At 72.0% G+C, this 11796-nt stretch carries 12 protein-coding genes; 10 read left to right on the top strand and 2 right to left on the bottom strand.

Annotated features, from left to right (window positions below; all coding sequences use genetic code 11):
- Positions 1-60 precede the first annotated feature (60 nt).
- Complete coding sequence (locus G555_RS0105945) at positions 61-468, bottom strand: cupin domain-containing protein (protein WP_028708168.1); 408 nt, start codon at positions 466-468, stop codon at positions 61-63.
- Positions 469-628: 160 nt separating this feature from the next.
- On the bottom strand, positions 629-2194 hold the full coding sequence (locus tag G555_RS0105940) for a bifunctional NAD(P)/FAD-dependent oxidoreductase/class I SAM-dependent methyltransferase (protein ID WP_028708167.1): 1566 nt from the start codon (positions 2192-2194) through the stop codon (positions 629-631).
- 67 nt (positions 2195-2261) lie between these two features.
- Here G555_RS0105940 and G555_RS0105935 point away from each other — a divergent pair, with 67 nt between their 5' ends.
- The 10 genes from G555_RS0105935 to G555_RS18240 all read left to right on the top strand — a co-directional run bounded on the left by G555_RS0105935 (position 2262) and on the right by G555_RS18240 (position 11739).
- Positions 2262-2828 carry a helix-turn-helix domain-containing protein gene (locus tag G555_RS0105935; RefSeq protein ID WP_028708166.1) on the top strand — a complete coding sequence of 189 codons (567 nt, stop codon included), beginning with the start codon at positions 2262-2264 and terminating at the stop codon, positions 2826-2828.
- A gap of 170 nt (positions 2829-2998) precedes the next feature.
- Positions 2999-4243: an MFS transporter gene (locus G555_RS0105930; protein WP_028708165.1), complete on the top strand. Its 1245-nt coding sequence runs from the start codon at positions 2999-3001 to the stop codon at positions 4241-4243.
- Complete coding sequence (locus G555_RS0105925) at positions 4240-4962, top strand: TetR/AcrR family transcriptional regulator (RefSeq protein WP_051208493.1); 723 nt, start codon at positions 4240-4242, stop codon at positions 4960-4962. The genes G555_RS0105930 and G555_RS0105925 overlap by 4 nt, the downstream gene beginning before the upstream one ends.
- A gap of 178 nt (positions 4963-5140) precedes the next feature.
- A complete protein-coding gene (locus G555_RS0105920) occupies positions 5141-6343 on the top strand; it encodes an HlyD family secretion protein (RefSeq protein ID WP_028708163.1) in 1203 nt (400 codons plus the stop codon).
- 5 nt (positions 6344-6348) lie between these two features.
- Positions 6349-7128, top strand: coding sequence for an HlyD family secretion protein (locus G555_RS18255; RefSeq protein WP_051208492.1), 780 nt, complete (start codon positions 6349-6351; stop codon positions 7126-7128).
- A 4-nt stretch (positions 7129-7132) separates the two neighbouring features.
- A complete protein-coding gene (locus G555_RS18250) occupies positions 7133-8074 on the top strand; it encodes an ABC transporter ATP-binding protein (RefSeq protein ID WP_051208491.1) in 942 nt (313 codons plus the stop codon).
- Complete coding sequence (locus G555_RS0105905; RefSeq protein WP_028708161.1) at positions 8071-9207, top strand: ABC transporter permease; 1137 nt, start codon at positions 8071-8073, stop codon at positions 9205-9207. Before G555_RS18250 ends, G555_RS0105905 begins: the two co-directional genes overlap by 4 nt.
- The gene (locus G555_RS18245; protein ID WP_051208490.1) at positions 9204-10328 is read left to right on the top strand and encodes an ABC transporter permease; all 1125 of its coding nucleotides are present in this window, start codon (positions 9204-9206) and stop codon (positions 10326-10328) included. The genes G555_RS0105905 and G555_RS18245 overlap by 4 nt, the downstream gene beginning before the upstream one ends.
- Positions 10325-11098, top strand: a complete 774-nt coding sequence (locus G555_RS0105895) for an ABC transporter ATP-binding protein (protein ID WP_028708160.1) — start codon at positions 10325-10327, stop codon at positions 11096-11098. Before G555_RS18245 ends, G555_RS0105895 begins: the two co-directional genes overlap by 4 nt.
- A complete protein-coding gene (locus G555_RS18240) occupies positions 11095-11739 on the top strand; it encodes a TetR/AcrR family transcriptional regulator (RefSeq protein WP_051208489.1) in 645 nt (214 codons plus the stop codon). Before G555_RS0105895 ends, G555_RS18240 begins: the two co-directional genes overlap by 4 nt.
- The last annotated feature ends 57 nt before the right edge of the window (positions 11740-11796 follow it).

The following is an 11796-nucleotide window of genomic DNA, read 5'->3' as shown; positions in this document are numbered from 1 at the left end:
GCGCCGCGCAGGCCGGGCCCCGGGGGCATCGCCGCCTGCCCGGGACCCGGAGTCGGTGGTTCAGCCCTGCACCCAGCGGGGTGGGACGCCGGGGTCGAGGATCCGCGCGTCGGGGAGTTCGTCGAGGAGCCTCTCGGGGCCGCGCGGGTTGTAGACGGCGATGATCCGCAGCGGGCTCCACGAGGTGTTGTAGGTCGAGTGCACCGCGCCGTAGGGGACGTAGACGACGTCCCCGGCCACGACGGGATACGCCTGCGTTCCCTCGCCCACCGTCTGGGAGCCCTCGCCGCTCACGACATACAGCACCTCTTCGGCCTCGTGCGTGTGCGGCGCGTGCCCCTGGCCCGGGTAGATGATGACCTCACCGACGGTGATGCCGGCGTCGTCCCCGAGTTCGGAGGCGACCAGCCACTTGATCGTCCCCCAGTCGAACTGACGGGTCGGGATGTCGTCCGGACGCCGAGTCATGATGGCCCTCCTTCGATCGTCGCTGATCGGATGCCGACAGTCTCGTGCGCCCACCCGCTCCCGCTCCAGGCCAATTCGGCCGAAGTGGACCACGGCGACGAGGGCCTCCACGGCCGGCGACGCAGCACCCCGAGCCGCGACGGGACCGGGCCGTCCGGGATCAGCGCCGACGCAGCAGGACGACCGAGTCGTCCAGTGTCCCCTGCCTCCCGTGCGGGCCGGCGGCCTCGCGGGTGCGGGTCTCCGCGATCACCACACTCCACGCGGCGGGGTCCAGGGCGAGGGCGTCGATCTCCTCGTCCGGCGACAGGAAACGGTGCTCGTGACCGTCCGTCGCATCGGCCCACGGTGGCGCCGCGGCATGGCTCACGATGAGCAGGTGGCCGGCGGGTGCCACCCGGCCGGCGGCGCGGCGCAGCGCCTCCGTGCGGGCGAGCTCGACCGGCGAGTGCAGGAAGCTCGACGTCACCAGGTCGTAGAGCCTCCCGTCGTCCCACTCGGACAGGTCGGCGGCGACGAAGCCGATGCGATCGGGCGGCAGGCCGAGGGCGTGAGCCGCCTCCGCGGCCCGCCGCACGGCCGTGGGCGAGATGTCGATGCCCGTGACCTCCCACCCGTGCTGGGCGAGCCAGATCGCGTCGGCGCCCTCCCCGCACCCGAGGTCCAGCCCGCGGCCCGGGATGAGCCGGGTCGCGACCTCCACCAGCGCTGCGTTCGGATTCCCCGACCAGACTCGGTCGCGGGCCGCATACCGGTCCTCCCAGTAGTCGGCCGGAGCGATGTCCGGCCAGGCGCCTCCGCGACCGATGGCCTCGTCGACGTCCCCTTCGACGAGGGCCGCGTTCACGGCCGCTCCCGTGGCCGCGCCGGCGCCGATCGCCATGGGGACGTTCGCGGCGGGGTCGACGACGTTGCCGACCGCCCAGATGCGGTCGTCGCTGGTCCTGCCCCGCGCGTCGACCGCGAGGAGGCTGCCGAACGGGCCCTCCGTGCGGGCCAGTCCGGCGTGGGCCGAGAAGCCGTCCCGCGGCAACGCGCGCGGGACGACGAACATCGCGTCCAGGGGCGTGCCCCGGCCATCGGCGGTACGGACCTCCGCGATCCGCTCCCCGTCACCGACGATCTCGACGAGCGGCGAGGCGACCATGTCGACGCCCCGGGCCCGCAGGCGTCGCTCGGCGACCGGGTCGAGATCGCCGAGCCCGGCGGTGAACACCGTCACCCGATCGCTCCACTGCCGCACGAGCTCGGCCTGATGCAGTCCGAGCGGCGAGGTCACCAGCACGCCGAGTCGCCGATCGCGGAACTCCCAGCCGTGGCAGTAGGGACAGTGCAGCACGCTCGTCCCCCACCGTACGGCCAGGCCCGGGACGTCGGGAAGCTCGTCGGACAGACCGGACGCGATGACGACCGCGCGTGCCCGCTGCGTCCGGCCGTCGGTCACGCCGATCGCGACATCCTCGCCGTCCCGCTCGACCCGTTCCACCGATCCGTCGACGAACTCGACGCCGTACTCCGCCGCCTCGGCCCGCCCGCGGGAGAGCAGCTCGGCCGGATTGTCGCCTTCGTGCCCGAGGACGCCGTGCATGTGCGCGGCGAAGCGGTTGCGCGGACGTCCCGCGTCGATCACGAGCACCCGCCGACGCGCTCGGCCGAGCATGAGGGCGGCGCTCAGCCCGGCCGCGCCACCGCCGATCACCACGACATCCCATCGGAGATCCTCCATTCCCCCAGCCTCTCCGGCACAATGGCGATACCGCAAGGTCGTTTGCGGAATCGGCAAGGAGGCGACCATGACGCAGGCTGTGGCGCAGATCGGTGCGCGGCTGAGGGCGGCGCGGCAGGCTCGCGGCTGGACGCTCGGCGAGCTCGCCGCGCAGACGTCGATCTCCGCGAGCACGCTCTCGCGACTGGAGTCGGGGAAGCGGCAGGCGAACCTCGAGCTGTTGATCCCGCTCACGCGCCGGCTCGGCCTCCGCATCGACGACCTGGTCGCGGACGAGACCCCGGATCCGCGGGTACGACGACCGGTCATCCGCCGGGACGGACTGGTGATCGCCCCGCTCGCGCCCGAGGGCTCGCCGATCCATACCTACCGGATCACCTACCCGCCGGTGGAGACCCTGCCGGAGCTGCGCGTGCACGACGGGTTCGAGTGGCTCTACGTGCTGACCGGCCGCCTGCGCCTGCGACTCGGCGAGCGGGACCTCACCCTGATCCACGGCGAGGCGGCCGAGTTCGACACCCGCATCCCCCATGCGATGTGCGCGGCGGGCAACCGTCCCGCCCACGTGCTCAGCATCTTCAACGAGGCAGGCGTCCGCATGCACACCCACTCGGGCTCGCCGACGCCCTCCTGACGGCGGCCGCCCGGCGCGGCGCGGATGCTCGCGGCCGGGCGACTCGACGGCACATGCGTGCACCGCGTTCACATGGCGACAATTTCGGTGGCATACCCCCGAAATATGGATAGGCTCGCCGCGCACCAGCGCTCGACCTCACCTGACCGCCACGATCCGGAGGCAGCCGCATGACTCCGCCCGCAGCCACCGCCAACCGACCCACCACGACGCAGATCCCGCTGCTGCTGTCCGCGGTGTTCCTCGTCTATCTGGGCCAGATGACCCTCAACCCGATCATCGCCCCGCTGTCGCGCGAAGTCGGGCTCGCCGAGTGGCAGATCGGCGTCACGATCAGCGTGGCCGCGATCATGGTCGTGATCAGCAGTCAGTTCTGGGGCAGGCGCTCGCAGTCGTGGGGGCGCAAGCCGGTCCTCGTCGCCGCGCTCACCCTGGCGACCGCGACGATGGCCCTGTTCGCACTGCTCGCCCAACTCGGGATGCGTGGCATCGTCACCGGAACAGCGCTGTTCGCCTCGTTCGTCCTGCTGCGCGGCATCGGCTTCGGAACCGCCATCGCCGCCGTGCCGCCGACCGCGCAGGCCTACATCGCCGACGTCACGCACGACGAGTCGACACGGGTCAAGGGCATGGCCGGGGTCGGGGCCGTGCAGGGCATCGCCATGGTGGCCGGTGCCGTCGTCGGCGGCGTCCTGTCCGGCTTCGACCTCATGGCGCCCCTCGTCGCGGTTCCGCTCCTGCTCGCCGCCGGCCTGGCGCTGGTCGGCCTCCGGCTGCGCCGCGAGCCGGCCGCCGAGCTCGTCGAGGATCCCGCTCGGATCAGTCCGGCCGACCGCCGGGTGTGGCCCTTCCTGCTCGCCGGGTTCGGGATGTTCACCGCACTCGGCTTCATCCAGGTGATCACCGGGTTCATCGTCCAGGACCGGCTCGGCCTGGACGCGGAGGCCACCGGGCTGTTCACCGGCGGCACGCTGTTGGCGGCGGGCATCGGCATGTTCGTCGCCCAGAGCGTGATCGTGCCCCGGAGCCGGTGGACGCCACCCACCCTGTTGCGGGTGGGCAGCACCGTCGCGCTGATCGGCTTCGTGCTGCTCATCCCGGACACCGGTGCCGTCACCCTCATCGGCTCGGTCCTGCTCATCGGCCTCGGTCTCGGCATCGCAACGCCCGGCTACACGGCAGGCCCCACGCTGCTCGTCGGACGGGACGAGCAGGGCGGTCTCGCCGGCCTCGTCGGCGCCACCAACGGGCTCACGTTCGTCATCGCCCCCACCGCCAGCACGGCGCTCTACGGTCTCTGGGAGCCGCTCCCGATCATCGTCGGCGCGGTCGTCATGGGCCTGGTCGCCCTCTTCGTGCTGCTCCACCCGCGATTCCGCCGCTTCGCCCCCACGCCGGAGGTCTCCGGGACGTGAGCCACGACGATCCCCCGCCACCCCGCCGCGGCCGGCCACCCCGGCTGACGCGCGACGCGATCGCCCGCGCCGTTCTCGACGTCGGCTTCCCGAGACTCACCTTCGCCGCGGTCCGCGAGCGTCTCGGTGTCGGCGAGACCACACTGTTCCGCCACGCCAGGGACCGCGACGAACTGGTGCGCCTCGCCCTCGACTACGCCATCGAGCACACCGAGTGGCCGCCACTGACCGGACCGTGGCGGGACGTCCTCGAGTCCTACGCCCTGACCGCCTGGCACGCCTGGGAGGCCCACCCCGGCTCGGCCACCGAAGCCGCGCGGGGCATCGTCCCGCTCGGGGTCATGCGCCTCATGGACGACCTGTGCGCGATGCTGATGCGCCAGGGCTTCACCGTCGAGAACGCCGTTCTCACCTGCGACGCCGTCTTCGACCTCGTCAACGACAATCGGCGCGGTGTCGAGCACCTGGACACCGACATCCCCGGAGCCGGCCCGGGACGGGAGCACCTGCACGAGCTGTGGACGGCCGGGCCGCGCCCCGAGCCGGCCCAGCACGCCGCCACGGCCGCCGAGCGGGAGCAGATCCACGCCGCGATCAGCCGCGCCATCACCGCTGCGCCGCTGGACTGGTTCACCGGAAAGCTCGCCATCGTCCTCGACGGCGTCCAGGGCACGCTCGCGCCGGACCGCGCCGCCCGAGATCCGGACACGCAGCGCTGATCGCCAGGAGGGCCCGAGCGAACCCGCATCGGCAGCGGGATCACGAGCCCGCCGCGACGGAATTCACCGCGCGGCTGCCGAATTCCGGAGCCGATCCCATTCCCCTTCGGCATGTGGATGTTTCGCGAGCACACGCAATTCACCACCCGTTGCCCGATGAATTGCGAGACTGTTCCATGTGCGTGTGTCCCGACTCACGGTTCGACGCCGCGCCGCAGCGATCCTGCTGCCCGCGCTGCTGCTCGCAGCGTGTTCCGCGCCCTCCGACGGCACCCTCGCCGTCACGGGCCGCGTGGACTCCGCCGAGCTGACCGTCAGCGTCCCCGCGATCGCCTCACCCGTCGTGTCCGCCGACGCCGGCTTCGACACCGCGCCGGCGTCGGCGTCCGCCTCCGAGGGGACGTCCCCCGTGGCCCCGTCCTCCGCGAGCACGACGCCGACCGTGCCGCAGCGCGTCGCCGAGGTACGCGTGCGGACCGGCGAGCATGTCACGGCCGGAACGGTCCTGGCCCTGCTCGATGCACGTGCGCTCGACGCCGCGGTCGTCGCCGCGAAGGCCGACCGGACCGTCGCCACCGCTCAGGTGACTCTTCTGCGGGAGTCGCGCGACGACCTCGACGACCGGCGCGTCTCGATCGACACGGCGAAGGAGCGGATCGACACGGCGATCGCCTCGCTGACGACGCAGCGTGGCCCGACCAGTTCCAGGCTGCAGCAGGCCTCGCGGCAGCTCGCCGCCCTCCCGGCGAACCCTCCCGCCGCCCAGGCCGCCCAGATCGGCCAGGATCGCGCCACGCTGCAGGCTGGGATCGTGCAGCTCACGACAGCCCTCGCGCAGATCGACGCCGGGCTCTCCCAGGCACGCGCCGAGCGCCGTGAGCTGGACGTCGCGACGGCGGAACTGGCCACGGCCCGCACCCAGCTCACACACCTCATCGACCTCGCCGGTGTCGCCGTCGGAGCCGCCGATGTCGCCGTCCGGCAGTCCGAGCTCGCCGTCTCCCGAGCGTCCGTGACCGCTCCCGCCGCCGGGATCGTGACCGGCATCGCGGCGGCCGGCCAGGTGCTCGCGGCCGGCGCGACCCTTGCCACCCTCGCCCAGCCCCAGACCACGCTCACCACCTGGCTCCCCCCGGCCGACGCCGCGCGGGTGTGCACCGGAGATGCCGCCCGTGTCTCCGCCGACTGGCTCGCCGACTCCGTTCCGGGCAGGATCGACGCCATCGGGACGTCCGCCGAGTACCCGCCCACCTCCCAGGCGTCCTCGGACTCCCATCTCGTCCGGGCCGTGCGCGTCACCGTACGTATCGGCGGCGACGACGAGCTGCCGCCGGGCGGTCCTGTCGACATCTCCGTCGATCCCTGCACCAGCGAAAGGTGAATGCCATGGCCCATCGCCGTCCGCCCACGGCCGTCATCGTGATCGTCGTCCTCGTCCTCGTGACCGGAGGCGGGCTCGCGGCCTGGTGGCTCACCAGGGACACCGCGTCCACGGCCGGCCGGGACGCCACCGGAACGGTCGAGGCCACCACCTACGACGTGGCCTCCGTCATCGCCGGGCGCGTGACCCGGGTGCTGGTGAGCGAAGGCGCCACGGTCAAGACCGGCGACGTCGTCGTGACCCTGGACGATGCGGCGCTGAAGCTCCAGGTCGCCCAGGCCGAACAGGGCGTGAACGCCGCAAAGGCGGCGGTCACCCAGGCCCGGGACGACGGGACCGCCGCCGAACTCGCCGCGGCCCAGGCCCGGCAGAAGCAGGCCGAGGCCGCCGTGAGCCTGGCCGAGGTGCAGCAGGGGTACGCCGCCATCACGGCCCCGCACGACGGGATCGTGGTGACCGTCGCGACGAACGCGGGCCAGGCGGCGGCCGCGGGACGCACCCTCGTCACCATCGTGGACACCTCGGATCTGTTCGTCCGCACCTACGTTCCCGAGCCCGATCTCGGCAGGGTCAGCGTCGGCCGGCAGGTGTCGGCCCGCTCGGACTCCTCCGACGCGACCTACCCCGGCACCGTGAGCTTCGTCTCCAGCACGGCCGAGTTCACCCCCGACAACGTGGAGACGAGCGACCAGCGGACCACACTCGTGTTCCAGGCGCGGATCCGGCTCTCCGACCCCAGCGGGGCGCTGAAGCCGGGCATGCCCGTCGACCTCACGTTCGAGTGACCCGATGACGACTCCCGCCGCACTGCCCGCTCCCCCGGCCGCCATCGCAGCCCGCGGGCTGAGCCGCGCCTTCGGCACGCTCGTCGCGGTGGACGCCGTCGACCTCACCGTCGGCGCGGGCGCGATCCTCGGGCTCCTCGGCCCCGACGGGGCGGGCAAGTCCACCGTGCTGCGCATGCTCGCGACCGTGCTCCGGCCGACGGGCGGCGACGCCGACGTGCTCGGCGCGTCCGTGCTCACCGGACAGGACCACATCCGGCCCCGGCTGGGCTACATGCCGCAGCACTTCTGTCTGTACCCGGATCTCACGGTGGACGAGAACGTCGAGTTCTTCGCGACCGTGCGCGGCATCGACCGCCCGGAGCGGCGCCGCCGCCGCGACGACCTCCTCGGCCGCATGGGGATGGCGGGCGTCGGCCGACGCCGGGCAGGGCGGCTGTCGGGAGGCATGAAACAGAAGCTCATGCTGGCAGTGACCCTGCTCACGCAGCCCGCGCTCCTGCTGCTGGACGAACCCACGACCGGCGTCGATCCCGTGTCGCGCCGCGAGTTCTGGTCCATCCTGCGCGACCTCCACGACGGCGGCACGACGATCGTGGTCGCCACCCCCTACATGGACGAGGCAGAGCGATGCACCGACCTGGCGTTCCTCGATGCCGGCCGCATCACCCGCACCGGAACCCCCGCCGAGATCACCGCCGCGGTGCCGGGCGTGCTGGTCGAGATCGCCGCAGACAGCGCACGTGACGTCGTCGCCGACGCGCGGGGACGGCCGCACGTCGTCTCGGCACATGTCCTCGGCGACCTCGCCCGCGTCGTGTGGGACGGCGACCCGACGCCCGCGGTCGTCGCCACGGAGCTCGGCGTGCCGACCGGATCCGTGCGCGCGGCCACGATGGACATGGAGACCGCCTTCACCGTCCTGGCCGAACGGGGCGACCGGTGAACTCCACCGGCCGGCTCGGCGCCGTCGTCCGCAAGGAGTTCCTGCACATCGCCCGCGACCCGCGGACCCTGGTCCTCGTCCTCGCGATCCCGATCGTCCAGCTCGTGCTGTTCGGCTTCGCGGTCAGCTTCGACGTCAGCTCCGTGCGGACCCTCGTCATCGACCAGGACGGCACTCCCGCAAGCCGCGACTACCTCGCCGCCTACGAGGGCTCGGGTTTCTTCACGGTGGTCGGCACCGGTGACGAGCTGAGCGACGTCGACGACGCGTTCCACGCCGGGACCGCCGACGCCGCCGTGATCGTCCCGGCCGGTTTCGCCCGAACGCTGGCGCGAGGGCAGAAGGCAGCCGTGTCGATCCTCGTCGACGGCTCCGACACCAACTCCGCGCGCGTCGCCGAAGCGATGGCGACGGCTCTGAACAGCCTCGCCGACCAGCGGATCGCGGTGTCCTGGGCCGACGCCAACGGCATCGACACACAGGCCGGGCAGCTCACCGCGCAGTCGCGCACCTGGTACAACCCGGACCGGATCTCCTCGCTGTTCCTCATCCCCGGCCTGATGGTCGTCATCGTGATGATCGTGACCGTCCAGCAGACGGCCGTCACCCTCGTCCGCGAGCGGGATCTCGGCACCGCGGAGCAACTGCGGATCAGCCCCCTGCGCCAGACCGAGCTCATGGTGGGAAAGCTCATCCCGTGGACCGTCCTCGGCCTCGCCGACGCGACGCTCATCGCCGTCCTCGGCATGATCGGGTTCGGTCTGCCCCTGCGCGGCGACCCGTGGACGCTGGGCGCGGGAGCGGCGTTGTTCGTGTGCTGCGCCCTCGGCCTGGGGCTGCTCATCTCCGCGCTCGCGCCGTCGGCCGAGACCGCCAACATCCTCGGCATCATGGTGGCGTTCCTGCCGGGATTCCTGCTGTCGGGCTTCGCGTTCCCCCTGGAGATCGTCCCGCCGGCGCTGCAGTGGCTGAGCTGTCTGTTCCCCGCCCGGTACATGGTCACGATCTCGCGCGGAGTGTTCCTCAAGGGCGCGGGATTCGAGACGCTGTGGCCGCAACTGGTCCAACTCGGGGCGTACGCCGTGGTGGTCCTCGCCCTGGCGACCCTCCTGTACGCGCGGAGGCAGCGATGAACCCCCGGCGGATCCGGTTCCTCATCCGCAAGGAGTTCCTCCAACTGCGCCGCGATCCGACGCTGATCCGGATCGCGCTGATGATGCCCATCGTCCAGTTGATCCTCATGGGATACGTCGTCGCCGCCGACGTGACGTCGCTTCCCACCGCCGTCGTCGACCTCGACCGGACGACGGTGTCGCGCCGGCTCGCCGCGGATCTCGGCAGTTCGGGCTATTTCGACATCACGCGCCGGCCCGGGGCCGAATCCGACCTGCGCGCGCTGTTCGACGGAAACGTCGTCAAGGTGGCCGTCGTGATCCCCGAGGGGACGACGGCCGCCCTGACCCGCGGCGAGCAGCCCTCGATCGGGGTCATCGTCGACGGGACCGACAACGTGTCGGCCTCGGTCGGGCCGGGATACGCTCTGCAGGCGATCGCCCGGTTCAACAGCGACAGGGCGGCCGCGATGGGGCTGGACCTGTCGGCGGCGCCCGGGCTCGACGCCAGGATCCGCGTGCAGTTCAACCCGACGCTGTCGACCGTCAACACGATGATCCCGGCGCTCATCGCCGCACTGATGCTCATCTCGATGGGGGTGATCATGTCGCAGGCCGTCGTCAAGGAACGCGAGTCGGGGACGCTGGAGCAGTTGTTCGTGACCCCGATCCGGCCGGCCGAGTACGTCGTCGGCAAGGTCACGCCGTACGTCGTGCTCGCCTCCGCCCAGGCGGCCGTGGTGGCCCTGCTGGGCATGGTGTGGTTCCGGGTTCCGTTCAACGGATCGGTGCTCGTCGTCGCGGCGGGCCTGGCCCTGTTCATGCTCGTGAGCGTCGGGACGGGCCTGCTCGTGTCGCTCGTGTCGCGGACGCGCGCGCAGGCGCAGCAGACCGTGCTGTTCGTGATGCTGCCGTCGATGATCCTGTCGGGATTCATCTTCCCGGTCGCGTCGATGCCGGTTCCGTTCCAGGTCGTCAGCCGGTTCATTCCGCTGACGCACATCCTCGTGGTCCTTCGAGGTGCCTTCGTGAAGGACAGCGGCTTCGGCGATCTCGCGATGTCGTTCGCCTGGCTCGCCGGGTTCGCCGTCCTGATCTTCGGAGCGGCCGTCGCCGCCACGCACAGGAGGATCGCCGAATGATCGCGTCCGGGCCCGCCGCCCCTGCCACGTCCGTCTCCGTCCGCGGACTGACCAAGTCCTTCGGCCACGTCACCGCCGTGCGCGGCATCGACCTCGAGGTCCGCGCCGGCGAGATCTTCGGCTTCCTCGGGCCCAACGGGTCGGGGAAGACGACGACGATCCGGATGCTCACGGGAGCGCTGCGGCCGACATCGGGATCCGTGGAGGTCCTCGGGACCGATGTCGTCCGTCACCCCGACCGGATCCGTTGCCGGATCGGGTACATGTCGCAGCGGTTCTCGCTCTTCGAGGACCTCACCGTCGACGAGAACCTCCGCTTCTACGGGGGTGTCTACGGCCTGGACGCCGCGACCTTCGCCGAGCGCCGCGAGTACATCCTGCGCATGGCGGGCCTCACCGACCGCGTCGGTGAGCTCGCCCGCAACCTGTCGGTCGGGTGGCGTCAGCGGCTCGCGCTCGGGACGGCCTCCATCCACCGGCCGGAACTGTTGTTCCTGGACGAGCCGACCTCCGGCGTCGACCCCGTCGCGCGGCGGCGGTTCTGGGATCTGCTCACCGACCTGTCCGAGGGCGGCGTGACGCTGTTCGTCACGACGCACTACATGGAGGAGGCGATCAACTGCACGCGGCTCGCCTTCATGAATCGCGGACGCGTCATCGCCGACGGGAGCCCGCGCGAGATCCGGGACTCCCTCGCCGAGCCCGGAGGGCCGGCGCCGTCCCTCGAAGAGGCCTTCGTGGCACTCACGACGAGAACCGGGCGGCGGTGACCGGCCGGCAGCGCGGCGACGGCACGGACGGCGGCCCCGCCCCTGCCGCTCCCTCGCGGCGAGGCCGGCGAACGGGCAATCCCGACACCCGGGCAGAGATCCTCGAGGCGGCGCGCGCCCGGTTCTTCGAGACCGGGTACGCCCGGACCTCGGTGCGTTCGATCGCGCGGACGGCCGGGGTGGATCCCGCCCTCGTGTACCACTACTTCCAGTCCAAGCGCGGTCTGTTCGTCGCCCTCCTGGATGTCGCGTACGACCCTGTCATCGTGGTGAAACGCATCATCGAGGGCGACCGGGCGACGCTCGGTCCGCGGGTCGTCGCGACGGCGCTGGACCTCTGGGAGTCGCCGTCGTGGATGGTGCTGCGGGAGGGCGTGATCCAGGAGCCGGACCTGTGGCCCGTCCTCGGGGGCTTCCTCGCCGACGAGGTGTTGCGCCGCGTCGTCTCGGGTGCGCAACCCGGCGACCAGGCCTGGCGCGCCGCCGGTGTCGAGACCCAGATGGTGGGCCTGTTCGCGGGCCGCTATCTGATGCGGCTGCAGCCGCTGGCGTCCCTGTCGCACGACGAGATCGTGCGCCTCGTGGGACCGGCCGTCCAGCATTTTCTCACCGGGGACCTGCACGGCGAACGTGGCCGCTGAGCCTGCCGCCGTCCACGATCACCCGGGCCCCCGGGCGTGGATGGGCCGCGCGGGTCC

Source organism: Propionicicella superfundia DSM 22317, assembly GCF_000423465.1.
Classification (GTDB): domain Bacteria; phylum Actinomycetota; class Actinomycetes; order Propionibacteriales; family Propionibacteriaceae; genus Propionicicella; species Propionicicella superfundia.
The sequence above is the reverse complement of the archived record's forward strand: the minus strand, read 5'-3'. Positions and strand labels throughout refer to the sequence as shown.

Coding starts and splice junctions, on each gene's coding strand:
- G555_RS0105930 (WP_028708165.1), top strand. CDS start 2,999: ATGACTCCGCCCGCAGCCACCGCCAACCGACCCACCACGACGCAGATC.
- G555_RS0105940 (WP_028708167.1), bottom strand. CDS start 2,194: ATGGAGGATCTCCGATGGGATGTCGTGGTGATCGGCGGTGGCGCGGCC.
- G555_RS0105895 (WP_028708160.1), top strand. CDS start 10,325: ATGATCGCGTCCGGGCCCGCCGCCCCTGCCACGTCCGTCTCCGTCCGC.
- G555_RS0105935 (WP_028708166.1), top strand. CDS start 2,262: ATGACGCAGGCTGTGGCGCAGATCGGTGCGCGGCTGAGGGCGGCGCGG.
- G555_RS18245 (WP_051208490.1), top strand. CDS start 9,204: ATGAACCCCCGGCGGATCCGGTTCCTCATCCGCAAGGAGTTCCTCCAA.
- G555_RS18255 (WP_051208492.1), top strand. CDS start 6,349: ATGGCCCATCGCCGTCCGCCCACGGCCGTCATCGTGATCGTCGTCCTC.
- G555_RS0105945 (WP_028708168.1), bottom strand. CDS start 468: ATGACTCGGCGTCCGGACGACATCCCGACCCGTCAGTTCGACTGGGGG.
- G555_RS18250 (WP_051208491.1), top strand. CDS start 7,133: ATGACGACTCCCGCCGCACTGCCCGCTCCCCCGGCCGCCATCGCAGCC.